A 23144-nucleotide genomic window follows, 5' to 3' on the forward strand; every position below is an offset into this window, starting at 1 on the left:
CGTCACGGCGGACAGACTAACCTGCCCACCGCCGCGCGCCCAAGCCGGTTCAGGCCGCCCGGGCCGCTCCGAAGTTCGGATCCAGTTCGCCCGCGGCGTAGCGTTTGGCCATCTGGGCCGTGGACAGGGGCTTGATCCGGTCGGCCATGCCCTCGCATCCGAACTCCTGGAAACGCTGGATGCAGACCTTCCGCATCGCCTCCTTGGCGGGCTTCAGATAGGCGCGCGGGTCGAACTCGCCCGGCTTCTCGGCCATGACCTTGCGGATGGCGCCGGTGATGGCCATCCGGTTGTCGGTGTCGATGTTGATCTTGCGCACGCCATGCTTGATGCCGCGCTGGATCTCCTCGACCGGCACGCCCCAGGTCTGGGGCATGGCGCCGCCGTACTGGTTGATGATGTCCTGCAGGTCCTGCGGCACCGAGGACGAGCCGTGCATCACCAGGTGGGTGTTCGGCAGGCGGCGGTGGATCTCCTCGATCACATTCATGGCCAGGACGTCGCCGTCCGGCTTGCGGCTGAATTTGTAGGCGCCGTGGCTGGTGCCCATGGCGATCGCCAGGGCGTCCACCTGGGTCTCGCGCACGAAATCGACCGCCTGGTCCGGGTCGGTCAGCAGGGCCGAGTGATCCAGCTTGCCCTCGAAGCCGTGGCCGTCCTCGGCCTCGCCCATGCCGGTTTCCAGCGAGCCCAGCACGCCCAGTTCGCCTTCCACCGAGACGCCGCAGCTGTGGGCCATCTGGACGACGCGGCGGGTCACATCGACATTGTATTCGTAGCTGGCCGGGGTCTTGGCGTCCTCCTCCAGCGAGCCGTCCATCATCACGCTGGTGAAGCCGTACTGGATGGCGGTGGCGCAGGTGGCGGGGCCGTTGCCATGGTCCTGGTGCATGCAGACCGGGATGTGCGGATACAGTTCGGCCAGGGCGTCGATCAGCTTGGCCAGGACGATGTCGTTGGCGTAGCTGCGGGCGCCGCGGCTGGCCTGGATGATGACCGGGGCGTTCACGGCCTCGGCGGCCTCCATGATGGCCAGGCCCTGCTCCATGTTGTTGATGTTGAAGGCCGGCAGGCCGTAGTCGTTCTCGGCCGCGTGGTCGAGCAGCTGTCGCAGGGTGATCCGCGCCATGGGTATAGCCTCCTGAGCCGTTTCTTTTGCCGCAGGGTCTAGCCCGACCCTCCCCGGAAGTCACGCTTTGTTACACGGGGAATTCCAGCCCTTTAGGCTGATCTGAGCGCCTCGACGCCCGGCAGGGGCTTGCCCTCCATCCATTCCAGGAAGGCGCCGCCGGCGGTGGAGACAAAGGTCATGTCGGCGGCCGTCCCGGCGTGGTTCAGGGCCGCGACCGTGTCGCCGCCCCCGGCCACGGCGACCAGCCGTCCGGCCTTGGCCAGATCCCCGGCGTGGCGAGCGGCCGCAACGGTGGCGGCGTCGAAGGGCGGAACCTCGAACACCCCCAGCGGCCCGTTCCAGATCAGGGTCCTGGAGGCGTCCATGGCCGCGACCAGGCGATCGACCGACTGCGGTCCCGCGTCCAAGATCTTGTCCTCGGCCGACAGGGGCTGGCCCATGGCCAAGGTGCGGGTCTCGACGCCGGGACTGACCGCCGCGGCCACCACGACATCGACCGGCAGCAGCAGTTCGCACCCTTGGGCCTCGGCCTCGGCCATGATGGCGCGGGCCGTGTCGGCCATGTCCTTTTCCGCCAGCGAGCCGCCGATGTCGTGGCCCTGGGCGTAGAGGAAGGTGTTGGCCATGCCGCCCCCGATGGCCAGCCGGTCCAGCTTGCCGACCAGGTTCTTCAGCAGGTCCAGCTTGGTCGAGACCTTGGCCCCTCCGACGATGCCGATCACCGGCCGCTGGGGCTGGCCCAGGGCGGCGTCCAGGGCTTCCAACTCGCGCCGCATGGATTCGCCGGCATAGGCGGGCAGCAGGCGCGCCAGCCCCTCGGTCGAGGCGTGGGCGCGGTGGGCGGCGGAAAAGGCGTCGTTGACATAGAGGTCGCCGATGGCGGCCAGCTGTTGGGCGAAGGCGGGATCGTTCTTCTCCTCGCCGGCGTGGAAGCGGACGTTCTCCAGCAGGATCACCCCGCCGGCGTCCAGATCGGCGATCGCCGCCTTGGCCGCCTCGCCCACGCAATCGTCGGCGAACCGCACCGGCGCGCCCAGCAGGGTCTCCAGCTCATCGACCACCGGCTGCAGGCTCATGGAGGGGACGCGCTGTCCCTTGGGCCGGTCGAAATGGGCCAGCAGCGCCACCTTGGTCCCGGCGTCGCGCAGGCGCTGGATCGTCGGCAGGGCGGCGCGCAGGCGCGTATCGTCGGCCACCCGCCCCCCGTCCATCGGCACATTGAAATCCACCCGCACCAGGGCCGTCTTGCCGGCGATGTCGTGCGCGTCGTCGAGAGTGCGGAAGGTCATGAGACAGCTCTCCAAAGGATCGCGGGTTGTTATCCCTTCTCCCCTCGTGGGAGAAGGTGTCATGCGTCAGCATGACGGATGAGGGGGATGCCGAAACAACCCAATCGCTTGCGGTCCAATATGACGCTCGCCGAGACGGCGATGTGGCGACTGCTGCGCGGGCGGGGTTTCGAGAACTGGAAGTTTCGACGGCAAACTCGCATCGGCCCGTGGATCACCGATTTCTGCTGTTACGAGCTGAAACTGGTTGTCGAGTTGGATGGCGGCATTCATCGCCTACGAGAGAATGAAGACAGGCTTCGTGACGCCGATCTTCTGCGGAAAGGCTTCACCGTCTTACGGTTCTGCAACGAGGCGGTGCTGAGCAATCCTAACCGGGTGTTCGACGCGATCCGCGAACATGCGGGCCGAAAGCCCCCTCATCCGACCCGCTGACGCGGGCCACCTTCTCCCACGAGGGGAGAAGGGAACCATCGGTCGGCTGTCTTACAGGAACTTCGCCATCGCCATCGCCGTGTCGCTCAGTCGCGTGGCGAAGCCCCATTCGTTGTCGTACCAGCTCATCACCCGCACCAGCTTGCCCTCGATGACCTGGGTCTGGGGCAGGGCGACGGTGGAAGAGGCGGCGATGTGGTTCATGTCGCTGGAGACCACCGGGTCGGTGGTGGTGACCAGGACGCCCTTCATCGGGCCGTCGGCGGCGGCCTGCAGGGCGGCGTTGACCTCTTCGACCGTGGTGTCGCGGCCGGGCACCACCTTCAGGTCCACCACCGAGACGTTCGGCGTCGGCACGCGGATGGACGAGCCGTCCAGCTTGCCCTTCAGTTCCGGCAGCACCAGGCCCACGGCCTTGGCCGCGCCGGTCGAGGTCGGGATCATCGACAGGGCGGCGGCGCGGCCGCGATACAGGTCCTTGTGCATCGTATCCAGCGTCGGCTGGTCACCGGTGTAGGCGTGGATGGTGGTCATATAGCCGCGCTCGATGCCGAACAGATCGTGCAGCACCTTGGCCACTGGGGCCAGGCAGTTGGTGGTGCACGAGGCGTTGGACACCACGATGTCGTCGGCGGTCAGGACGTCATGGTTGACGCCATAGACGATGGTTTTCTCCACCCCGTCGGCGGGGGCCGAGACCAGAACTCGTTTGGCCCCTGCGGTCAGGTGGGCGGCGGCCTTGTCGCGCGAGGTGAAGATGCCGGTGCATTCCAGGGCGATGTCGACCTTCAGCTCGGCGTGCGGCAGCTTGGCCGGGTCCCGCTCGGCCGTGACCTTGATCTTGCCCAGGCCCACGTCGATCCAGTCTTCGCCATGCTCGACCGTGCCCGGGAAACGGCCATGGACCGAATCGTATTTCAGCAGGTGGGCATTGGTGGCCACCGGGCCCAGGTCGTTGATCGCCACCACCTCGATGTCGCGACGGCCATGCTCGACGATCGAACGCAGGACCAGGCGGCCGATGCGGCCGAACCCATTGATGGCGACACGAACGGTCATGATGGCGATCTCCCTGAGGTGTGATGTTGGCCGTCTCAATGCGGCGGGCCGCCGGGGGATTCAAGCCCGGCGACGTAACAAGCCGTGATCGACTGTAACGCCGGGCGTCTAGACCCAGCTGTAGGCCGTCTTGGTCTGGGTGTAGAAGTCGATGGCCGCGAACCCCTGCTCGCGCGGACCGAAGCTGGACTTCTTCGAGCCGCCGAACGGCACGTGATAGTCCACCCCGGCGGTCGGCAGATTGACCATCACCATCCCCGCCCGCACCCGCCGCTGGAAATCGCGGGCATGCTTCAATGAGGTGGTGACGATGCCCGACGACAGGCCGAACTCGGTGCCGTTGGCGACGGCCAGGGCCTCTTCGTAATCCCGCACCCGCACGGTCGAGACGACCGGGCCGAACACCTCTTCCCGGTTGATCCGCATGGCCGGGTCGGTGTCGGCGATCAGGGTCGGCTGGACGTACCAGCCGGGCGTGGCGGCGGTGATGCGCTCGCCACCCGCGGCGATGCGGCCCCCGGATTCGCGCGCGATGTCGATGTAGCTGTAGTCGTTTTCCTGCTGGCCCTGGCTGACGGCGGGGCCGACCTGGGTGTCGGGCGCCAGGGCGTGGCCGACCTTCAGGCTTGCGACCTTTTCCGCCAGGGCGGCGACGAAGCGGTCGTGGATGCCGTCGGTCACGATCAGGCGGCTGGAGGCGGTGCAACGCTGGCCGGTCGAGAAGAAGCCCCCGTCCAGCGCCACCATAACCGCCCGCTCCAGGTCGGCTTCATCCAGCACCACCAGAGGGTTCTTGCCGCCCATCTCCAGCTGCACCCGCGCCTGACGTTTCGCGGCGCCCAGGGCCACGCCCGCCCCCACGCCCTGCGATCCGGTGAAGCTGAGGCCGTCCACCTCGGGGTGATCGACGATGGCCTGGCCCACGTCGCCGCGGCCGATGACCAGGTTGAACACCCCCTCGGGCAGGCCGGCTTCCATCAGGATGTCGGCCAGGGCGCTGGCCGTCGCGGGGGTCGGACCGGCGGGCTTCATCACCACTGTGTTGCCGAAGGCCAGGGCCGGGGCCGCCTTCCACGCCGGAATGGCGATGGGGAAGTTCCAGGGGGTGATCAGGCCAAACACCCCCACCGCCTCGCGCCGGGTCTGGACCTCCACGCCCGGCCTCACGCTGTCCAGGTTCAGCCCGTGACGCCGCAGGGCCTCGCCCGCGAAATATTTGAAGATGCGCCCGGCGCGCACCGTCTCGCCAATCCCTTCGGCCAGGGTCTTGCCCTCCTCGCGCGACAGCAGCCGCCCGATCGTCTCGCGCCGCTCCATCAGCAGGGTTCCGGCGCGGTCCAGAATATCGCTGCGCGCCTCGGGCGTGGCCTCGGACCAGGCGGGGAAGGCGGCGCGGGCCGCGGCGACGGCGGCCTCCACCTCGGCGGGACCGCCCTGGGGCGTCAGGGCCACCACCTCGTCGGTGTCGGACGGGTTGCGGATCTCGGCGCCGCGCGGCCCGCCGACACGGCGGCCGCCGATCAAATGTTCAAGGTGCAGGGTGTCGTCCATGGCGCGTCCTCTATCGCAGAGGCCGCTTTACGACGCCCGACGCCGCTTGTCAGGCGAGGGCGAACAGCAGCCGGCCCTCGCCCATCCGTTCGCGCAGCATCGGCAGGTCGGCGTGGGCGGTCGAGAAACAGCCGTAGCTGCGGCCCAGCTTGCCCTCGCGCGCCAGGAAGTCCGGATCGGCATAGTCGGCGCCGTGCACGATGATGGCCCGATCGCGCGCCCGGTCGTTGGAATATTCCAGCCCGTCCAGCAGCACGTTCGGCCCCTGCTGCCGGCCCCATCCGGCGCCGGCGGTGACATAGGCGCCGACCGAGGACATGTGGCTGTCCGGGGTGTTCGAGAAATCGCGCGCATAGCCCGAATGCGCCGGGTCCGAGCCGCGGCCGTGGCTGGTGCGGAAGGCCGCGACATGGCCGGTGACCAGGTCCACCTCATACAGCCGCTCCTCGCCCGAGAAGCGCTGGAAATCGACCAGATACATCCGGTCGCGCAGGGGAATGCGGCGGTGATGGGTGTCCAGGGCGACCAGGGCCCGATCCATCAGGTCCTTGCGGACGCGGTTCTGGGGGTCCAGCGGCGGCGGGACGACGGACTGCGCCGCCATGACCACGCGCGGCGCGGCCTCGGCCTGCGGCGCGGCGGCCGGGGCCAGGGCGACGGCCGAAGGCGCCACCCGCGTGGACGCCGCCGAAGCGCATCCGCTCAGAAGGGCGGAGCCGCCCAGGATCAGTCCACGTCTCGAAAGCCGCATGCGACGCCCCTCGCATGTTCACAGGAAGTGACGGGTTGTTTCAAAACCGGGCGTGGCTTTCAACCTGAGCCTTGGCGAATGCGACCTCGTGTCTATGGTGCGGGACCGTTCCTGAGGGGGAGCCCATGAAGTCCGTCATCCTGGCCCTGGTGGCCGCCATCGCCGTTTCCGCGCCTGCACAGGCCCGCCAAGGCCCGGAATCGCAGGGCGTTCCCGCGGCGGGCGAAACCGTGTTCGTCCAGGCCGGGCGGCTGCTGGCCGACCCGGCGGAAGGTTCCGTCCAGCGGGATAAAACTCTCGTGATCCGGGACGGTCGGGTGGTCGAAATCCGCGACGGCTTCGTGGGCGAGGGCCGGGTGGTCGATCTGCGCCACGCCTTCGTCCTGCCGGGCCTGATCGACAGCCATGTCCATCTGACCGGCGAAACCAGCGCCAGTTCGCGCCTGGACGGGGTGACCCAGTCGGAATCGGACCAGGCCCTGATCGGCGCCCGGCACGCGCGTTCGACCCTGATGGCCGGCTTCACCACCGTGGCCGACCTGGGCGCGCCCAATGAATCCATCTTCGCCCTGCGCGACGCCATCCGGCGCGGCGACGTGCCCGGGCCGCGCATCCTGGCCTCGGGAGCGGCGGTGTCGGTCCATGGCGGTCATGGCGACATCAACGGCTATCGCGAAGACATCATGCATATGTTCACCGGCGAGAACATCTGTTCGGGCCCGGAAGACTGCATGCGCGCGGTCCGGTTGCAGGTGCGGGCCGGGGCCGATGTGATCAAGATCACGGCCACGGGCGGGGTCCTGTCCAACACCGCCGCCGGCCTGGCCCAGCAGTTCTCGGACGCCGAACTGGCGGGCATCGTCGAGGCCGCCCATCGCATGGGCCGGCGCGTCACCGCCCACGCCCACGGGACCGACGGGGTCAACGCCTTCCTGCGCGCCGGCGGCGACTCGATCGAGCACGGCACCTATCTGGACGCCGAATCCATCCGCCTGTTTCGCCAGAACGGCGCCTGGCTGGTGCCGACCCTGATGGCCGGGGACTTCGTGACCCGCATCGCCTCGGGCCCGGACAATTTCCTCACCCCGGCCCAGACGGCCAAGGCGCTTCAGGCCGGCCCCCAGATGCTGGACATGGCGCGCCGCGCCCATGCCGGCGGGGTGCGGATCGCCTTCGGCACCGACACGGGCGTCTCGGCCCATGGCGACAACGCCGGGGAGTTCGCCCTTCTGGTCCGCGCCGGATTGACCCCCATCGAGGCCATCCGCACCGCCACCGTCAACGCCGCCGAACACCTGGGCCTGGCGGCCGAGGCCGGCCGCATCGCGCCGGGCCTGCCCGCCGACCTGGTCGCCGTGGCGGGCGATCCGCTCAGCGACGTCACCGAACTGGAGCGGATGCGTTTCGTGATGAAGGGTGGGGTCGTCTATCGCGACGACGAATAGGCGCCGATCTTCTCGGTCAGGAAGGCGGTGAAGCCCGCCTGATCCTCGAACCGGGCCGCCACGGGCCAGGCGCGCACCCGCTCGCGCCATTCGGGCGGCAGGCGCACCCAGTCCTTTTCCGTGGTCACCAGGCTCGCGCCCATCACCTCGGCCCGCTCGGCCAGGAAGGCCAGGTCCTTGGGGCCGAAGGCGGCGTGGTCGGGGAAGGGGACGAAGTCCACCAGATCGCATCCGGCGGCGATCAGCGACCGCTCGACCTTCCACGGCTTGGCCACCCCCGCAAACCCGACTTGCGGTCCTGACGGCGGCGGCTCGGCGGCGACCAGTCGCGCGGCGAACACCGGCAGGGGGCGGAACAGGGCGAACAGTTCGCCGTCAATGGATTCGGCGTCGCCGGGCGCCAGGATGACCACCGCATCGGCGCGCGCCAGCCCGGCCTTCAGCGGTTCGCGCATCGGGCCGGACGGGAAGACCGATCCGTCGCCGAACGGCCATTCGCCGTCGCGCGTCTCGCCATCCACCACGATCAGGCTGACGGTCTTTCTCAGCGCCGGGTTCTGGTGCCCGTCGTCCAGCACCAGCGCCTGCGCGCCTGCGACCACGGCGGCCCTGGCCCCCGCCACCCGGTCGCGCGCGGCCCAGGCCGGGGCGTCCCGCGCCAGCATCAGCGGCTCATCCCCCACATCGGCGGCGGTATGGGCGGCCGGATCGACCCGCGTCGGCCCCGCCAGTCGCCCGCCATAGCCGCGCGACAGGGCCTGGGCCTCGATTCCCTGGGTCCGCAGCAGACGCAGAATCTCGCGCGCCACCGGCGTCTTGCCCGATCCGCCGACCGTCAGGTTTCCGACCGAGATCACCGCCGCGCCCGGATCGACCGGAACCGCCCGCGCGATGCGCCGCGCCGTCGCCCCGGCCCAGATCCACGACAGGGGCTTCAGCAGAAACCGTGTCACCGGCGCATGGCTGCGGTCGCGGCGATACCACCAGCGGGGGGTCGACAGGCTCATCGACGCCTCCGGCCCGGCGCGGGCGGCAGGATCGGCTCCAGCGCGGCCCACAGGCGATCCAGGTCCGACGACGCCTCTGCCGCCGCGCGCCGCGCCCGCTCACCCATGGCGCGGGCGGCGTTCGGATCGGCCAGCAGAGGCCCGATCACGCCCGGCAGGTCCGACGGCGCCGCCACGACGGTCAGGCCCCCGGCCTCCGCCAGGCCTTGTGTCACCGCGGCCCAGTTGGCGGCGTCCGGCCCGGCCACGATGGGCTTGCCCAACCTCGCCGGCTCCAGCGGATTGTGCCCGCCAACCTCCGCCCGCCCCAGGGCCGGGGCGAACGAGCCCCCCATGACCACCACGTCCGCCAGTCGCAGCACCAGCCCCATCTCGTTCAGCGTATCGACCACATAGAGGTCGGTCTCGCCCGTCACCGGCTGGCCCTGGGACCGCAGGGCGAAGCGATAGCCGTCGCGCGCCAGGCCCTGGGCGACCTCCGGCCCCCGCTCGGGATGGCGCGGCGCCACGATCAGGAACAGCCGCTCGGTCAGGCGGTCCAGGGCGCGGACGACGGCGATCTCCTCGCCCTCGTGGGTGCTGACGGCGGCGACCACGGGCCGGTCGCCGATGGCGGCCGACAGGCGGCTGAAGGCGCTGGCGTCATGGGGCAGGGGGCCGCCCGCCAGCTTCAGATTGGCGTGGCCGTCGATGCGCGCCCCCAGGGACGCCAGCCGTTCGGCCGAGTCCGCATCCTGGGGCATGACCAGGTCGAACCCGCCCAGCAGCTCGCGCGCCGCGCCCGCGAACCGGCGCCAGCCCGTCACGGTCCTTTCCGTCACCCGCGCGCTGACCAGGGCCGTCCGCACGCCGCGCGCCCGCGCCTGGGTCAGAAGATTGGGCCACAGCTCGCTTTCCACGAACACCGCCAGCGACGGGCGCCAGTGATCCAGGAACCGCCCGACCACGCCCGGCGCATCGACCGGCGCATACTGATGGATCACGCCGACGGGCAGGCGCTCGGCCATCACCCCCGCCGCCGTCACCGTGCCGGTGGTGACCAGGACGGTCAGGTCCGGCCGCGCCTTCCGGAACAGCTCCACCAGCGGCAGCAGGGACACCGCCTCGCCGACGCTGACGCCATGCAGCCAGACCAGGGCGCCGTCCGGCCGTGCGGCCCCGGCGTAGCCCAGCCGCTCATCGACGCGGTCGTCGTCCTCCTTGCCCCGCCGCACGCGGGCGTCCAGCAGGCGCGGGGCCAGCGGCTCGACCAGGCAGGTCAGCCAGCGGTAGAGGACCAGCCCCAAGGTCATCTCAGTTCCGCCCTGCCCCGACCAGGGCGTCGGCCCGCGCCTCGGCGGCGTTCAGCCGTTCGGTCCAGTCGGCCAGGACGGCGGCCGTCTCGCCGCCCTCGGGCCAGGCGACCACGTCCCAGACGATGGCGGCGCGGCCGAACGGCAGGGGCAGGATGGCCTGGTCCCAGGAGTTCAGCCGGATGGCCGGGTTGCACGACAGGCCCATCAGCACCACCGGCGCCCCCGACATCCGCGCCATGACGCCCAGCCCTTCGGCCATGACCCCGGCCGGGCCGCGCGGGCCGTCGGGCGTGATGGCCAGGCCGCCGACCTTCAGCTGGCGCAGGCCGTCGCGCAGGGCCTGCGACCCGCCCTTGGCCTGGGCCGCCTTGTCCTTGTTGGCTGACGATCCGCGCACGGCGGGAAAGCCGACCCGCGCCATGGCCTTGGCCAGGAATTCCCCGTCCGCGGACAGGGAGATCAGGCCCTTGACCGGCTGGGCCCGATCCAGCGGCCAGGCGCCGGGCGCCAGCGACAGGCGCGAATGCCAGAAGACGCACAGCACCCCGCCGCCCTGGTCCCAAACCGCCTGGGCCGCCGCCTCGTTCTCGCGCGACCAGCGCATGGTGACGAAACACAGCCGCATCCACGACGCCAGCACCCAGGCCAGGCTGGCCTGGATCCAGGGAATCCGCAGCGGCCTCACGCCACGTTCTCCACCGCCGGGCCGCCGTCCAGCGACTGCTGCCGCGCCAGCCGGGCGTAGAGGCCGCCCCGGGCCAGCAGTTCGGCGTGGGACCCTTCCTCGACCACTCGCCCGGCCTCGATCACATAGATGCGGTCGGCCCCGCGCACGGTCGACAGGCGGTGGGCGATCATCAATGTGGCGCGCCCCTGCATCAGCCGCTCCAGCGCCGCCTGGACCAGGGCCTCGCTCTCGGTGTCCAGGGCGCTGGTCGCCTCGTCCAGCAGCAGGATGGGCGCGTCCTTCAGGAAGGCGCGGGCGATGGCGATCCGCTGGCGCTGGCCGCCCGACAGGCGCAGGCCGCCCTCACCGCCGCGTGTCTGATAACCCTCGGGCAGGGCGGTGATGAAGTCATGCGCCGCCGCCGCACGGGCCGCATCCTCGATCTGGCCTTGCGTCGCGCCCGGCCGGCCATAGGCGATGTTGGCGGCGATGGTGTCGTCGAACAGGAAGGGCTCCTGGGTCACCAGGGCGATGTGGTCGCGCAGGTCGTGCAGCTTCAGCCCGCGCACATCCCGCCCGTTGATCGTCACCGCGCCGCCGGTGACATCATAAAAGCGCGGCAGCAGGCTCAGGATCGTCGACTTGCCCCCGCCGGACGGACCGACCAGGGCCACGGTCTCGCCCGGCCGCACGGTGATCGACACGTCGCGCAGGGTCGGGGCGCCGTCTCCATAGGCGAAGGAGACCCCGTCCAGCCGCACCTCGGCCGGGCCGCGCGGCAGGGCGGCGGCGTCGGCCGCCTCTCGGATCTCGGGCTGGATGTCCAGGGCGTCGAACAGCCGCCGTGCGGCCGTCAGCCCCTCGGTCATCACGGTCTGAAGATTGGTCACCTGACGCAGCGACTGGCCCGCCGCCATCAGCAGGCCGATGAAGGCGGCGAAGGCGCCCACCGTCATGCCGCCCTGCTGGGCGCGCCATCCGGCATAGGCCATCACCGCCGCCACCACGATCATGGCCACCAGATTGCTGGCGGGCCCGGCGAAGGCGCGGGCGTCGGCGGACTTGATCACATGGCGCTGGCGCCGGCCCACCACCTCGCCGACGCGGGCCTCCTCGGCCGCCTCGCGGTTCTCGATCTTGATCAGCCGCACCCCGTCCAGATTCTCCATCAGGGCGGTGGACAGGACCTCGGTCTCCTTCATCGCCCCGGTGGTGGCCTTGCGCGTCCGGCGCGAGAACCGCCGCAGCACCAGGCTGATCATCGGCACGCCCAGCAGCACGATCAGCGTCAGACGCCAGTCGATGAAGGCCATGGACAGCAGCACCGCCGCCAGGGTCAGCCCATGCTGGGTGTAGTTGACCACCCCGTTGGTGAAGGCCTCGCGCACCAGGTTGGCGTCGAACAGGACGCTGGAGACGAAGGCGCCCGAATGCTGGCTGCGCAACCGGGTCAGGTCGGCGCGGATCATGGCCCCGAACAGGCGGATCTGGATGTCGCCGACGATGCCGTGGCCCAGCCGGTTGACCAGGGCCGCCTGGCCCAGGGCCGCCGCCGTCCACACCAGGGCCACGCCGATGATGATGGCCGGGATATAGACCGGCGCCTTGCCCGGCGGCACGCGGATCAGGCCCCAGACCTCGACCGGCGCGTTCTGGAACAGGCCGTTGATCGCCGGCTCCAGCAGTTTCAGCACCGTGGCCGACATCAGGCCCGCCACCGCCGCGCAGGCCATGGCCGCGACCAGGGCGCCGACATGATGCGAAAGATAGTCGCGCCAGATCCGCCCCATCAGGGGGCGCAGGCCCTCGGCCTCTGCGGGAACGGTCGCTTCGGTCATCGGTCCTCGGTCGGACGGCTGGACGGTCAAGTCAACCCGAATGGATGACGCGGTGTGCGTCACCCCCTAAAGAGCAGGTCATGACCCGCGCGGACCTGAGCACCCGATGGGGCCGATTCAAGGCCCACTGGCGCTATTTCTGGGGGGATCACGCCTTCCTGCGCACGGCTTTCGCCAACGCCCACTGGCTGGGGCCGGACCTGGTGCGCACAAACCAGCCGTCGCCGGGCCAGCTGGCCTATTGGAAGCGGCGCGGCGTGCGGACGGTCATCAATCTGCGCGGCGCCCGCGACGAACCCTATTACTGGCTCGAGGCCGACGCCTGTCGCCGCCTCGGCCTGACCCTGATCGACGCGCCCCTGGATTCGCGCGATCCGCCCGGCGCCGACCGGGTGCGGCGCGCCCGCGACCTGTTCCGCATGATCCGGTATCCGGCTCTGATCCACTGCAAGTCGGGCGCGGACCGGGCCGGGCTGATGGCGGTTCTGTACCGGCATTTCCACCTGGGCGAGCCCGTGTCTCGGGCCATGGCCGAACTGGGCAAGCGCACCCTTCACCACCGCGAGGGCCTGACCGGGGTGCTGGACTATACGCTGGAACTCTATGTCGCCGAAGGCGAGCCCGCCGGCCTGGATTTCCTGCAATGGGTCGAACGGCCGGCCTATGACCCCAAGGCCATCAAGGCGGCCTTCAAGGCCTCGTGGTGGGGAACCCTGCTGACCGAAAGCCTCCTGCGGCGCGAATAGGGCCTCAGCCCCAGGGGCCGCCGTGTTTCTCGGGGTCGGCCTCGCCCCGCTCGCGGGCCAGTTCGGCGTCGCGGCGGGCCTTGCGCTCGGCCTCCCACTGCTTGAACCAGCGCGCATAGCCGCGCTCGCCCCGCAGCACGAACAGCCAGTAGGCCAGCAGGGCCAGCATGGCGACCAGGCTGGCGATCTCCTGCGGCCCCAGTTCGCGTCCGAACAGGTTCATGGTTGCGGCTCCCGGCCGGGCGGCGCGGCGGCGAAGGGGTCGGCGGGCGCCGCATCCGGCTTGGCGTCGGCCGGCGTCACCGGATCGTTCCAGGCCGTGTCCTGCTCCAGCCGCTGCTCATAGGGTCGCGCGGGCGTCCGGCGGACAGCCCACCAGACGATGCCGACGGCCAGGACCGCCAGGGCCAGAACGATCATCAGAGTGGTCACGGCTCGGACCTCCTTCGGCGAAGCTTGCCCCGGAAAAGCGCCCCAGGCGAGGGGGCGGTTCCGTCAGGCCTCGATGCGCGGGTCGATCAGCTTGTGCGCGTGCAGGATGAAGAACCGCATATGGGCGTTGTCGACCGTCGCCTGGGCGCGGGCCTTCCAGGCCTTCTTGGCCTCTTCATAGCTGCCGAAGGCGCCGACGAACTCGACCTTGGACAGGTCGCGGAACACCGGGGCGTCCAGGTGGCGCAGCTCTCCGCCGATGACGAGGTGCAGCAGTTGCGGGTTCTGGGTTTCGGTCGCGGCCATGGGGGCTCCGGCAAAGGCGGGGGGAGGAGGGACTATGGGGCCAGCGGGATAGTCGCACAGCGCGCCACGATCAACGGGTGCAGCGCTGGCGCGGCGCAGACCAGGCTGGCCTGGCGCGGATCGGGCCGGTTGAATCGCCAGGGCTCGCCCCGGTGATCCGACACCTTCGCACCCGCTTCGGCGGCGATCAGGGCGCCGGCGGCCACGTCCCAGTCCCACTTCGGCGTCAGGGCCACCGCCGCGTCGAAGGCGCCGGCCGCCACCAGGGCCATGCGATAGGCGATGGCGTTGCGTTTCTCGAACCGCATCGGCGGCCAGGGCTCGGGCCACAGCGGCCCTTCCATCAGCCGCGCATCGGCCAGCATGGCCGCGTCGTCCAGCGCATCCGCATCCGAGGCTGTGATCGGCCGCCCGTTCAGCCGCGCGCCCTGTCCGGCCACCGCCTCATAGGTCTCGTCCAGGGCGGGGGCGTGGATGACGGCGGCCACGGGAACCCCGTCCTCGACCACGGCGATGGGCACGCACCACCAGGGCTTGCCCTTCATATAGGCCACGGTGCCGTCGATCGGATCGACCACGAAGATGCGCCGTCTCGACAGTCGCTCGGCCGAATCCGCCGTCTCTTCCGACAGCCAGCCATAGTCGGGCCGGGCGTTCAGCAGGGTCTCGCGCAAGACCCGGTCCACCGCCATGTCGGCGCTCGTGACCGGCGATCCGCCCGACTTGGACCAGATCTTCAGCCCGGCCTCGCGTTCGCTCAGGGCCAAGGCGCCCGCCGCGATCGCCGCCTGGCGGATCAGGGCCAGGTCCTCGGCCCGGTCGGTTGCGTCGGCGCTCATTTGCCCGCGATCGCCACCGCGTCGAACAGCAGCGACGGACTGTTGAACGCCCCGCGGAACTCCAGGTCCGATCCGCGCTCCAGCCGGGCGTAGAGGTCGATCAGCCGCCCCGCCACCGTGACCTCGCTGACCGGGTAGGCGATCTCTCCGTCCTCGAACCAGAACCCCGACACCCCCGCCGACCAGTCGCCGGTGTTGGGGTTCAGCGACGGCCCGAACATCGAGGCGACCACCAGGCCGCGCCCCGCCCGGGCCATCAGGCCGTTCAGGTCGGCGTCTCCGGGCGCCAGGTGCAGATTGTGTCCGGAAACCCCCGGCGGCCCCGCCAGCCCGCGTGAGGCGTGGCCGGTCGAGGCCATGCCCAGCTGGGCCGCCGCCGAACTGTTCAGCAGCCAGGTCGCCACGACGCCGTCCTCGACGATGGCCCGGCGTTCGACCGCGACGCCCTCGTCATCGAAGGGGGTCGAGCCCAGGCCGCGCACCCGGAACGGGTCGTCGATCAGGTCCACGCCCTGCGGCAGCACCCTCTGGCCCAGCCGGTCCTTCAGGAAGGACACCCCCCGCGCCACCGCCGGCCCGGCCATGGCCGAGACCAGGGGCGACAGCACCTGGGTGGCGACGCGGTTTTCGAAGATGACCGGCGCGGTGGTCGAGGCGATCTTCCGCGGGCCCAGGCGCGAGACGGCGCGCCGTCCGGCCTCGGCCCCGATGGCCGGGGCGTTCGGCAGATCGGCCAGGTGGCGGGTGGTGCGGCTTTCGCCCCCGCGCTCCATGGCCCCGTCCTTTTCGGCGATGACCCCGACGCCCAGGGAATAGCCGCTGCCGCGATAGGCGCCGTCGAATCCGTGAGAGGTGACCAGCCGCCATTCACTGTCGGACCAGCTGGCGTGCCCGCCCTCCGATCGGGCCACGCCGGCCACGGCCAGGGCCGCGCCCTCGGCCTCGGCGGCCGCCTGCTCCAGCTGCTGGGCGGTCCGGCCGGCCGGGTCGTGCAGGTCCAGGTCCGCGAACGGCCCGCGCGCCAGCCGGTCCTCGGGCGCCAGTCCGGCATAGGGATCCTCGGGCGCCAGCCGGGCCATGGCCACGGCCCGCTCGACCAGGCGCGCCCGCGTCTGGGGCGACAGGTCCGAGGCCGAGACGGTCGCCTGCCGCCGTCCGACGAAGACCCTCAGGCCCAGGTCTCGGCTCTCCTCGCGCTCGACATCCTCCAGGGCTCCGTTTCGGACCCCGACCGACAGGGCGGCGCGAAAGGCCGTCACCGCCTCGGCGGCGTCGGCGCCGGCCTTCAGGGCGTCGGCGACCAGGTCATGCAACAGTTCGGCGGGCGGTGTGGGGGAGGCGGCCATGCCCCGATATGGCGGACCGCCCGCCCCGCCGCAACGGCCCTGCGCCCGGCCTCAGCCCACGGCCAGGGCGATCAGCCCCGCCGCCGCCGCGATCAGCGCCAGATAGGTCAGCACCATGCCCAGGATGCGGCCCAGCGACGGCCCCTTCTGGAACAGCAGGCCCAGGGCATGGACGATCCGCCCCAGGAACAGGGTCGCCCCCACCGCATGCACCGTCACCACCGGCGCCCCCAGCAGGGCCAGAAGGATCAGGCCCGCGATGCCGACCGGCGCATATTCGCTGGCGTTGCCGAAGGCGCGGCTGGCGGCCGTCAGGTCCGCGTGGCCGCCGTCGCCGAAGGCGACCAGCCGCCGCCGCCGCCGCGTCACCACCAGGGCGGACAGCACCACCAGAAGAACAATCAACAGACCTGTCCACAGGCCTGCCGCATGAAGGGCTTGGGTCATCAGCGAACCTCCCTCGCCACCGGATAAAGCCTATAGCGGTCGTCGTGGAACGGCGTCCGTTCATAGAACCAGGCCAGGCGCGCGTCGCCGTTGGCGGCGAATTCGGCGTCGGCCGCCAGCTTCGCCTCGAACTCGGCCTTCAGCGCCGGATCGGCCGCCAGCATACGGTCGGCCATTGGCGCGATGGCGTAGGCCTCCATATACTCCACCCGGCTCAGAACCTCGGGGAACAGGCCCCAGGCGAACAGGCTCTCGACCGACTGGGGTTCCAGCATCAGGATCGCCACATCGCCCAGGGCCTGATCGGTCGGCACGCGCACCGATCCGGGCGCGAAGGTCCAGTCGCGCCGCTCGGGCGTCACCTGGGTCACCCGAATGGGCACATGGCCCTCATTGGCCCGCGGCGACACCTGCGGATCGACCAGGCGCAGCATCTCGACCGACACGGTGCGCGGCTGGGTCAGGGTCTCCATCTGGACGCCGTGGGCGCGCAGACGCTCGATCACGTCCGCCCGATGCGCCGGCACCCAATAGGCCTCCGGCCGCGCCAGGGTCAGGGTCGGGCGCGAGCCGTAGAAGGGCAGGTTCCAGACCTCCGGATCGGCCTGGCCCAGCCAGCGGATTTCCTCCCGTCCCGAGGCCGGACTGACATAGGTCTCGTAGCGGATGCCCTTGAAGGCGCGGGTGTAGGCGGGGGTCGGGTCCGGCTCGAAATTGGTCGGGATCTCGGCCGGGCGCAGGGCGGCGTCGGCCGTGGCGGCGGCGCGAAGATCCGCGCCCTGTTCGGCCAGCAGCCGCATCGCCGCCTCCAGGAAGACATAGGTGCCCAGCACCCGCTGCTCGTGCGGTTTCAGGCTGTGGTTCTCGATCAGTATGGTCGGCACATGGGCGGCCGAGCCCCAGCCGTTCGAGAACCGCTCGCCCAGGCCGCCGTCCGACAGCCCCTTCTTCGGATCGTCGCCGTCCAGGCCGAACACCAGTTCGCCGGGGATGTGCCCTTGGGCCTCCAGGGCGCCATAGACTTCGGGCCGGAAGACGGCGTCCAGCCATTGGGCCGTCGCCGGGCTGCGGCTCCAGACCCCGTTCTCGCCATTGTAGCCGAAGGTGACGTCGTACTGATAATCCATGCCGTCGGTGACATGGATGTCGACATAGAGGTCGGGCCGGTATTTCAGGATCAGGCCGCGAACCGCGCGCATCTCGGCCTGGTCCATCTTCAGATAGTCGCGGTTCAGGTTCTGGTTCGTCGCCGTGTTGCGCCAGCCCTGGATGCGCGGCCCGCGCTGGTTCGGCCGGGAATAGGGGCTGGACCGCTCGTGCCCGTCGACCGACAGGATGGGAACCAGGATCAGATTGACCCGGTCCAGCAGCTCGGACTTGCCATAGAAGGCGATGTCCCGCAGCAGCATCATCCCCGCGTCCTTGCCGTCGATCTCGCCCGGATGGATGCCGGCCTGGGCCAGCAGCACCGGCTTGGCCGGATCAAAGGCCGCGCCGTCCCTGGACGCGATCACCGCATAGAGGGGCCGCCCCTCGGGCGAGACGCCGAACTGTTCGATGCGGATCAGGTCGCTGGCCTGGTCCAGCCGGTCGAACCAGGCGCGGGTGTCGGCATAGTTCGGGCTGAAGTCGTGGGCCGGATCACGCTCGAAATCGGTGGCCCAGCGGTCGCCCCCATCCCGCAACAGGGCCCGGCTGGCCCCATTCCATTCCGGGGCGGGCGGCAGGAAGGCCTGATCCCACGGGGCGACGTTGGGCAGGGATTGCGACATGGCGGGGCTCGACAAGGACAGACACAGGGCGGCCAGGGCGGCGAGACGGATCATGGCGTTCGGGTCCCAGCGGGCGAAGGAGCGGCGACCTTAGACCGCTTCGCCGTCATTTCCAGATGGGGGCGCCGTCACCGGGCAGGCCCAGGCTGTCCCACATCTCGCTGACCCGTTCGACCACCGCCTCGTCCATGCGGATTTCCTGGCCCCATTCACGCCTGGTCTCGGGCGGCCATTTGTCGGTGGCGTCCAGGCCGATCTTGGACCCCAGGCCGCTCTCGGGGCTGGCGAAGTCCAGATAGTCGATCGGGGTGTTCTCGATCACCGTGATGTCGCGGGCCGGGTCCATGCGGGTCGAGATGGCCCACATCACGTCCTTCCAGTCGCGGGCGTTCACCGTGTCGTCCACGACGATGACCCATTTGGTGTACATGAACTGGCGCAGATAGCTCCACACGCCCAGCATCACCCGCTTGGCGTGGCCCGGATAGGCCTTCTTCATCGACACCACGGCGATGCGATAGCTGCACCCCTCGGGCGGCAGCCAGAAGTCGACGATCTCCGGAAACTGGGCGCGCAGCAGGGGGATGAACACCTCATTCAGCGCCTCGCCCAGCACGCTGGGCTCGTCCGGCGGCCGGCCGGTGAAGGTGGTCAGATAGATCGGGTCGCGGCGCATGGTGATCGCCGTCACCTGAAACACCGGGAAGGTCTCGACCGAGTTGTAATAGCCGGTGTGGTCGCCATAGGGCCCCTCCGGTGCATGCTCGTCCAGCAGCACATGGCCCTCCAGCACGATCTCGGCCTGGGCCGGGACCATCAGGGGCACGGTCTTGCAGGGAACCAGCTCGGCCTTGGCGCCGCGCAGCAGGCCGGCGAACTGGTATTCGCTCAGGGTGTCCGGCACCGGCGTCACCGCCGCCAGTATGGTCCCCGGATCGGCCCCCAGAACCACGGCGGCGGGCAGGGGCTCGCGCTTTCCGGCCTTCCTGTGCCGGGCGTAGTGCTGGGCCCCGCCGCGGTGGGCCAGCCAGCGCATGATGGCCCGGTCCCTGCCCAGCACCTGCATGCGATAGACACCCAGGTTGAAGTCGTCCTCCGCCGCGTCCGTAGGCCCCTGGGTGACCACCAGGCCCCAGGTGATCAGGGGCGCCGGCTCGCCGGGCCAGCAGCCCTGGACGGGCAGGGCGGTCAGGTCGATCTGGTCGCCCTTCAGCACCACCTGCTGCACCGGCGCCGTCTTCACCGTCCTGGGCCGCATCGACATCACGGTCTGGGCCAAGGGCAGCATCTCCATGGCGTCGCCCAGGCCGCGCGGCGGCGTCGGGTTGCGCAGGAAGGCCAGAAGCTCGCCCACCTCGCGCAGGTCGCCGGCCGTGGCGCGCGCCTTCTTGTCCAGGGTCACCCCCATGGCCACTCGCTTCACCGTGCCGAACAGATTGGCCAGGCAGGGGATGGGGCTGATCGACCCGTCGGGCATCACGGGCTTTTCGAACAGGACCGCCGGCCCGCCGTTGCGCAGCAGCCGGGTCTGGATCTCGGTCATCTCCAGTTGGGTCGAGACCGGCTGGGCGACGCGCACCAGCTCGCCCTCGGCTTCCAGCATGTCGATGAAGTCGCGCAGGGACTTGTAGGCCATCCCGATGGATTAGGCGGCGCGACGGCGGCTGTCACCTGTCCAGAGCGGTCCATGGTCCACGAAAAAGGCCGCGTCCATCGGGACGCGGCCTGATCCGTTTCGAAGCGGCGAGACGCCTATTCGATGTCTTCGTTCAGCAGGCCGACCTTGAAGAAGCCGTTCTCCTGCATGTCGTTCATGACTTCCATGAACTGGTTGTAGCGCACTTCCGGCTGGGCGCGGACGAAGACGCGCTCGTCGCGGCAGTTGGGCGTGGGCTGCAGGGCGGCGCAGACGTCGGCGGCCAGGGTTTCGATGGTGGTCTGTTGTTCGGCGATGAACAGCGAGCCCGTCTCCTGGATGGTGATATACACCGGCTCCTTGGGGTTCGGGTCGTCGTTCGGCACGGCCGGCGGCAGGTCCAGGCGGATCGAGACGGTGGCCAGCGGGGCCGAGACCATGAAGATGATCAGCAGAACCAGCATCACGTCCACGAACGGGGTGACGTTGATCTCCGCGTTCTGGTCGATGGTCTTGCCGCCTTGGCCGCCCGGGCCGGAAAGTTTGGCGCCCATGCGCTGGTCTCCATCTTGGGCCGACGCGAGGCGCGCGGGCCGAACTTGCACTTTCGAGTATGTCTCTTGGCGTCCCCGGCCGCGCTTGTAAAGCGGTCTCGGACGGCCGGAGGTTCCCGACGCAAAAATACCCGCGTCAGGCGAAACGCCTCAGCCGCGCCCCGCCAGCTTCAGAAACCGGTCCATCAGGGCCGGATCGGTCTTGAACACCCCCGTGAACCGCGTCGTCAGGGTCGAGACATGGCGGTGATGCACGCCGCGGGTGGTCATGCACTGGTGCGCCGCGTCGATCAGGACGGCGACCCCGGCGGGCGCCAGATGCGATTCGAGGGCGGCGGCGACCTCCTGGGTCAGGGTCTCCTGGGTCTGCAGCCGGCGCGAGAAGATCTCGACCACCCGCGCGATCTTGGAGATGCCCACCACCTTGTCGGTCGGCACATAGGCGACATAGGCCTTGCCCAGGAAGGGGGCCATGTGGTGCTCGCAGTGGCTCTCGACCTCGATCTCGCGCAGCATGACCATGTCGTCATAGCCCTCGACCTCCTCGAAGGTGCGGCTCAGTTCCTTGGCGACGTCGGCGTCATAGCCCTGGAACCAGTCGCCATAGGCGTCGACCACCCGGCGTGGGGTGTCGATCAGGCCCTCGCGTTCAGGATCGTCGCCGGCCCAGGCGATCAGGGTGCGCACCGCCTCCATCGCCGCCTCGCGGCTGGGGCGGGGCTTGCGGTCGTTGTCGCCGACCAGGACCGGCTTGACGGGATTGACGCTCATTCTCGATCTCTCGCGGCGGCGCAATAAACAATCGGCCGTGACTGTTTCTCGCCTCTGGCCCGGCTATATGGACCTTCCCTAGCGTCCTGCAAGAAAACTTGGGCAAGCCTGCGACCATGCCGCTGCACATCCACGACACCCTGCGCCGTGAAAAGCGCCTGTTCCAGCCGCGCGATCCGAACCGGGTGACCCTCTATGTCTGCGGCCCGACGGTCTATGACTACGCCCACATCGGCAACGCCCGGCCGCCGGTGGTGTTCGACGTCCTGGCGCGGCTGTTGCGAAGGGAATACGGGGCGGACAAGGTCATCTACGCCCGCAACGTCACCGACGTGGACGACAAGATCAACGCCAAGGCGGCCAAGGAAGGCGTGCCCATCGGCGAGGTCACGGCCCGATACGAGGCCGCCTATCTGGACGACATGGCCCGGCTGAACGTCAGCCCGCCGGATATCGCCCCGCACGTCACCGACCATATGGACGCCATCGTGGCCCAGATCGCGGCCCTCATCGACGCCGGCTGCGCCTATGCGGCGGAAGGCCATGTCCTGTTCGATGTCGCCGCCTATCCGGCCTACGGCGCCCTGTCGGGGCGGAACCTGGACGACATGATCGCCGGGGCGCGGGTCGAGGTCGCCCCCTACAAGAAGAATCCGCACGACTTCGTCCTGTGGAAGCCCTCGAAGGCCGGCGAACCGTCCTGGCCCTCGCCCTGGGGCGACGGGCGACCGGGCTGGCACATCGAATGCTCGGCCATGATCGAGCAGAACCTGGGCCTGCCCATCGACATCCACGGCGGCGGGATCGACCTGGTCTTCCCGCACCATGAGAACGAGATCGCGCAAGGCGTCTGCGCCCACGGCCATGCGCACGGTGACGCCTCACACGACGAATACGCCCGCTACTGGATGCACAACGGCTTCCTGACCGTGGACGCGGAAAAGATGTCCAAGTCGGTCGGCAACGTCCTTCTGCTGCACGACCTGGTCCAGTCGATGCCGGGCGAGGTGGTGCGCTGGGCCCTGCTGAGCGCCCATTACCGCCAGCCGCTGGACTGGAACCAGAGCCTGCTGGACCAGTCGAAGAAGAATCTCGACCGGCTGTATGGCGCCCTGCACCGGGCGGCGGCGGTCCCGGCGGTCGAGGTCGAACCGCCGGCCGACTTCCTGAAATCCATCGAGGACGACCTGAACACCCCCGGCGCCATGGCCGTCCTGTTCGCCCTGTCCAGCGAGATCGAGCGCGGCATGACCGCCGGCGATACGGCCGGGGTCGCCGAGGCCAAGGGCCGGCTGATCGCCTGCGCCGACATCCTGGGCGTGCTCCAGTCCGACCCGGCCGCCTGGCTGGAGGGCGAGGTCTCGGACGACCTGCGCCTCGAGGTCGAAAGTCTGCTGGACCAGCGCGCGGCGGCCCGCGCGGCCAAGGACTGGCCCGCCGCCGACCGCATCCGCGACCGTCTGACCGAGCTGAACGTCGTCGTCATGGACGGCCCCCAGGGCGCGACCTGGCGGCTGAAAAGCTAGGCGCAATCGACACGCGACGCCCGCACGCCCCCTCTCCCGATGGGAGAGGGAAGCCCTCTAAAACCAGAGCAGACCCCAGCTGCCGACTATGGCGGGTTAGCAGAGGCGCCAGCCTTCGGCCGATGGTGCGAGCGGCGGGGGTCGAACCCGCATGACCGAGGTCGAGGGATTTTAAGTCACACAGGCCAGTTCCAACCATCTGATACCGCTCGTCTTTCTATCACAGGTCGCCCCACTGTGTAAGAGAGTGTGTAAGCGCTGAACAACGATCCGGGTCGCTTGCAACAAGGTCTGCCTTTT

The 23144-nt window shown here is 69.9% G+C and carries 23 protein-coding genes; 4 read left to right on the forward strand and 19 right to left on the reverse strand.

Annotated features, from left to right (window positions below):
- Window positions 1–49: 49 nt before the first annotated feature.
- Both fba and KF910_RS06380 read right to left on the reverse strand, forming a co-directional pair.
- The gene (fba, locus tag KF910_RS06375; protein WP_292259730.1) at window positions 50–1129 is read right to left on the reverse strand and encodes a class II fructose-bisphosphate aldolase; all 1080 of its coding nucleotides are present in this window, start codon (window positions 1127–1129) and stop codon (window positions 50–52) included.
- Window positions 1130–1221: 92 nt separating this feature from the next.
- The gene (locus KF910_RS06380) at window positions 1222–2421 is read right to left on the reverse strand and encodes a phosphoglycerate kinase (RefSeq protein ID WP_292259732.1); all 1200 of its coding nucleotides are present in this window, start codon (window positions 2419–2421) and stop codon (window positions 1222–1224) included.
- An 87-nt stretch (window positions 2422–2508) separates the two neighbouring features.
- On the opposite strand from KF910_RS06380, the gene KF910_RS06385 reads away from it, so the two are divergent.
- Window positions 2509–2856 (forward strand): endonuclease domain-containing protein, encoded by a 348-nt coding sequence (locus KF910_RS06385; protein ID WP_292259733.1) that lies wholly within the window; start codon window positions 2509–2511, stop codon window positions 2854–2856.
- A gap of 51 nt (window positions 2857–2907) precedes the next feature.
- On the opposite strand, the gene gap is transcribed toward KF910_RS06385, so the two are convergent.
- The 3 genes from gap to KF910_RS06400 form a co-directional block, all read right to left on the reverse strand.
- Window positions 2908–3915 (reverse strand): type I glyceraldehyde-3-phosphate dehydrogenase, encoded by a 1008-nt coding sequence (gene gap / locus KF910_RS06390; protein ID WP_292259735.1) that lies wholly within the window; start codon window positions 3913–3915, stop codon window positions 2908–2910.
- Window positions 3916–4023: 108 nt separating this feature from the next.
- On the reverse strand, window positions 4024–5466 hold the full coding sequence (locus tag KF910_RS06395) for an aldehyde dehydrogenase family protein (RefSeq protein WP_292259736.1): 1443 nt from the start codon (window positions 5464–5466) through the stop codon (window positions 4024–4026).
- Window positions 5467–5515: 49 nt separating this feature from the next.
- Entirely contained in the window at window positions 5516–6217 is a 702-nt protein-coding gene (locus KF910_RS06400; protein ID WP_292259737.1) for a murein L,D-transpeptidase catalytic domain-containing protein, read from the reverse strand.
- A 125-nt stretch (window positions 6218–6342) separates the two neighbouring features.
- Here KF910_RS06400 and KF910_RS06405 point away from each other — a divergent pair, with 125 nt between their 5' ends.
- Window positions 6343–7662: a metal-dependent hydrolase family protein gene (locus KF910_RS06405; protein WP_292259738.1), complete on the forward strand. Its 1320-nt coding sequence runs from the start codon at window positions 6343–6345 to the stop codon at window positions 7660–7662.
- On the opposite strand, the gene lpxK is transcribed toward KF910_RS06405, so the two are convergent.
- From lpxK to KF910_RS06425, 4 genes are read right to left on the reverse strand one after another with little or no spacing between them, the layout of a single operon-like run.
- Window positions 7644–8669, reverse strand: a complete 1026-nt coding sequence (gene lpxK, locus KF910_RS06410; protein WP_292259739.1) for a tetraacyldisaccharide 4'-kinase — start codon at window positions 8667–8669, stop codon at window positions 7644–7646. The genes KF910_RS06405 and lpxK overlap by 19 nt on opposite strands.
- The gene (locus KF910_RS06415; RefSeq protein ID WP_292259740.1) at window positions 8666–9961 is read right to left on the reverse strand and encodes a 3-deoxy-D-manno-octulosonic acid transferase; all 1296 of its coding nucleotides are present in this window, start codon (window positions 9959–9961) and stop codon (window positions 8666–8668) included. The genes lpxK and KF910_RS06415 overlap by 4 nt, the downstream gene beginning before the upstream one ends.
- Window position 9962: 1 nt before the next feature.
- On the reverse strand, window positions 9963–10649 hold the full coding sequence (locus tag KF910_RS06420; RefSeq protein WP_292259741.1) for a lysophospholipid acyltransferase family protein: 687 nt from the start codon (window positions 10647–10649) through the stop codon (window positions 9963–9965).
- Entirely contained in the window at window positions 10646–12469 is a 1824-nt protein-coding gene (locus KF910_RS06425; protein ID WP_292259742.1) for an ABC transporter ATP-binding protein, read from the reverse strand. The genes KF910_RS06420 and KF910_RS06425 overlap by 4 nt, the downstream gene beginning before the upstream one ends.
- Before the next feature lie 80 nt (window positions 12470–12549).
- Between KF910_RS06425 and KF910_RS06430 the strand changes: the two genes are divergently transcribed.
- Entirely contained in the window at window positions 12550–13215 is a 666-nt protein-coding gene (locus tag KF910_RS06430; RefSeq protein WP_292259743.1) for a fused DSP-PTPase phosphatase/NAD kinase-like protein, read from the forward strand.
- A gap of 4 nt (window positions 13216–13219) precedes the next feature.
- On the opposite strand, the gene KF910_RS06435 is transcribed toward KF910_RS06430, so the two are convergent.
- The 10 genes from KF910_RS06435 to folE form a co-directional block, all read right to left on the reverse strand.
- Window positions 13220–13438, reverse strand: a complete 219-nt coding sequence (locus KF910_RS06435; protein WP_292259744.1) for a hypothetical protein — start codon at window positions 13436–13438, stop codon at window positions 13220–13222.
- A complete protein-coding gene (locus tag KF910_RS06440; RefSeq protein WP_292259745.1) occupies window positions 13435–13647 on the reverse strand; it encodes a hypothetical protein in 213 nt (70 codons plus the stop codon). Before KF910_RS06440 ends, KF910_RS06435 begins: the two co-directional genes overlap by 4 nt.
- Before the next feature lie 63 nt (window positions 13648–13710).
- Window positions 13711–13953 (reverse strand): DUF4170 domain-containing protein, encoded by a 243-nt coding sequence (locus KF910_RS06445; protein WP_292259746.1) that lies wholly within the window; start codon window positions 13951–13953, stop codon window positions 13711–13713.
- A 32-nt stretch (window positions 13954–13985) separates the two neighbouring features.
- Window positions 13986–14792, reverse strand: a complete 807-nt coding sequence (locus KF910_RS06450) for a 3'(2'),5'-bisphosphate nucleotidase CysQ (RefSeq protein ID WP_292259747.1) — start codon at window positions 14790–14792, stop codon at window positions 13986–13988.
- Window positions 14789–16138 (reverse strand): TldD/PmbA family protein, encoded by a 1350-nt coding sequence (locus KF910_RS06455; protein ID WP_292259749.1) that lies wholly within the window; start codon window positions 16136–16138, stop codon window positions 14789–14791. Before KF910_RS06455 ends, KF910_RS06450 begins: the two co-directional genes overlap by 4 nt.
- Window positions 16139–16189: 51 nt before the next feature.
- Entirely contained in the window at window positions 16190–16585 is a 396-nt protein-coding gene (locus KF910_RS06460) for an MAPEG family protein (protein ID WP_292259751.1), read from the reverse strand.
- Window positions 16585–18411 carry a M14 family metallopeptidase gene (locus tag KF910_RS06465; RefSeq protein ID WP_292259752.1) on the reverse strand — a complete coding sequence of 609 codons (1827 nt, stop codon included), beginning with the start codon at window positions 18409–18411 and terminating at the stop codon, window positions 16585–16587. Before KF910_RS06465 ends, KF910_RS06460 begins: the two co-directional genes overlap by 1 nt.
- A 52-nt stretch (window positions 18412–18463) precedes the next feature.
- The gene (locus KF910_RS06470; RefSeq protein WP_292259753.1) at window positions 18464–19993 is read right to left on the reverse strand and encodes a UbiD family decarboxylase; all 1530 of its coding nucleotides are present in this window, start codon (window positions 19991–19993) and stop codon (window positions 18464–18466) included.
- 116 nt (window positions 19994–20109) lie between these two features.
- A complete protein-coding gene (locus KF910_RS06475; protein ID WP_292259755.1) occupies window positions 20110–20547 on the reverse strand; it encodes a biopolymer transporter ExbD in 438 nt (145 codons plus the stop codon).
- Between the two features lie 150 nt (window positions 20548–20697).
- A complete protein-coding gene (folE, locus tag KF910_RS06480; RefSeq protein ID WP_292259756.1) occupies window positions 20698–21318 on the reverse strand; it encodes a GTP cyclohydrolase I FolE in 621 nt (206 codons plus the stop codon).
- Window positions 21319–21434: 116 nt separating this feature from the next.
- Between folE and cysS the strand changes: the two genes are divergently transcribed.
- A complete protein-coding gene (cysS, locus tag KF910_RS06485) occupies window positions 21435–22844 on the forward strand; it encodes a cysteine--tRNA ligase (RefSeq protein ID WP_292259757.1) in 1410 nt (469 codons plus the stop codon).
- The last annotated feature ends 300 nt before the right edge of the window (window positions 22845–23144 follow it).

The sequence above is a fragment of the Brevundimonas sp. genome (genome assembly GCF_019636155.1).
Taxonomy (GTDB): Bacteria; Pseudomonadota; Alphaproteobacteria; order Caulobacterales; family Caulobacteraceae; genus Brevundimonas.

What these genes read in the sequence shown, in the direction of transcription:
- fba (WP_292259730.1), bottom strand. Translation starts at nt 1,129, where the DNA reads ATGGCGCGGATCACCCTGCGACAGCTGCTCGACCACGCGGCCGAGAAC.
- KF910_RS06380 (WP_292259732.1), bottom strand. Translation starts at nt 2,421, where the DNA reads ATGACCTTCCGCACTCTCGACGACGCGCACGACATCGCCGGCAAGACG.
- KF910_RS06385 (WP_292259733.1), top strand. Translation starts at nt 2,509, where the DNA reads ATGCCGAAACAACCCAATCGCTTGCGGTCCAATATGACGCTCGCCGAG.
- gap (WP_292259735.1), bottom strand. Translation starts at nt 3,915, where the DNA reads ATGACCGTTCGTGTCGCCATCAATGGGTTCGGCCGCATCGGCCGCCTG.
- KF910_RS06395 (WP_292259736.1), bottom strand. Translation starts at nt 5,466, where the DNA reads ATGGACGACACCCTGCACCTTGAACATTTGATCGGCGGCCGCCGTGTC.
- KF910_RS06400 (WP_292259737.1), bottom strand. Translation starts at nt 6,217, where the DNA reads ATGCGGCTTTCGAGACGTGGACTGATCCTGGGCGGCTCCGCCCTTCTG.
- KF910_RS06405 (WP_292259738.1), top strand. Translation starts at nt 6,343, where the DNA reads ATGAAGTCCGTCATCCTGGCCCTGGTGGCCGCCATCGCCGTTTCCGCG.
- lpxK (WP_292259739.1), bottom strand. Translation starts at nt 8,669, where the DNA reads ATGAGCCTGTCGACCCCCCGCTGGTGGTATCGCCGCGACCGCAGCCAT.
- KF910_RS06415 (WP_292259740.1), bottom strand. Translation starts at nt 9,961, where the DNA reads ATGACCTTGGGGCTGGTCCTCTACCGCTGGCTGACCTGCCTGGTCGAG.
- KF910_RS06425 (WP_292259742.1), bottom strand. Translation starts at nt 12,469, where the DNA reads ATGACCGAAGCGACCGTTCCCGCAGAGGCCGAGGGCCTGCGCCCCCTG.
- KF910_RS06430 (WP_292259743.1), top strand. Translation starts at nt 12,550, where the DNA reads ATGACCCGCGCGGACCTGAGCACCCGATGGGGCCGATTCAAGGCCCAC.
- KF910_RS06435 (WP_292259744.1), bottom strand. Translation starts at nt 13,438, where the DNA reads ATGAACCTGTTCGGACGCGAACTGGGGCCGCAGGAGATCGCCAGCCTG.
- KF910_RS06445 (WP_292259746.1), bottom strand. Translation starts at nt 13,953, where the DNA reads ATGGCCGCGACCGAAACCCAGAACCCGCAACTGCTGCACCTCGTCATC.
- KF910_RS06450 (WP_292259747.1), bottom strand. Translation starts at nt 14,792, where the DNA reads ATGAGCGCCGACGCAACCGACCGGGCCGAGGACCTGGCCCTGATCCGC.
- KF910_RS06455 (WP_292259749.1), bottom strand. Translation starts at nt 16,138, where the DNA reads ATGGCCGCCTCCCCCACACCGCCCGCCGAACTGTTGCATGACCTGGTC.
- KF910_RS06460 (WP_292259751.1), bottom strand. Translation starts at nt 16,585, where the DNA reads ATGACCCAAGCCCTTCATGCGGCAGGCCTGTGGACAGGTCTGTTGATT.
- KF910_RS06465 (WP_292259752.1), bottom strand. Translation starts at nt 18,411, where the DNA reads ATGATCCGTCTCGCCGCCCTGGCCGCCCTGTGTCTGTCCTTGTCGAGC.
- KF910_RS06470 (WP_292259753.1), bottom strand. Translation starts at nt 19,993, where the DNA reads ATGGCCTACAAGTCCCTGCGCGACTTCATCGACATGCTGGAAGCCGAG.
- KF910_RS06475 (WP_292259755.1), bottom strand. Translation starts at nt 20,547, where the DNA reads ATGGGCGCCAAACTTTCCGGCCCGGGCGGCCAAGGCGGCAAGACCATC.
- folE (WP_292259756.1), bottom strand. Translation starts at nt 21,318, where the DNA reads ATGAGCGTCAATCCCGTCAAGCCGGTCCTGGTCGGCGACAACGACCGC.
- cysS (WP_292259757.1), top strand. Translation starts at nt 21,435, where the DNA reads ATGCCGCTGCACATCCACGACACCCTGCGCCGTGAAAAGCGCCTGTTC.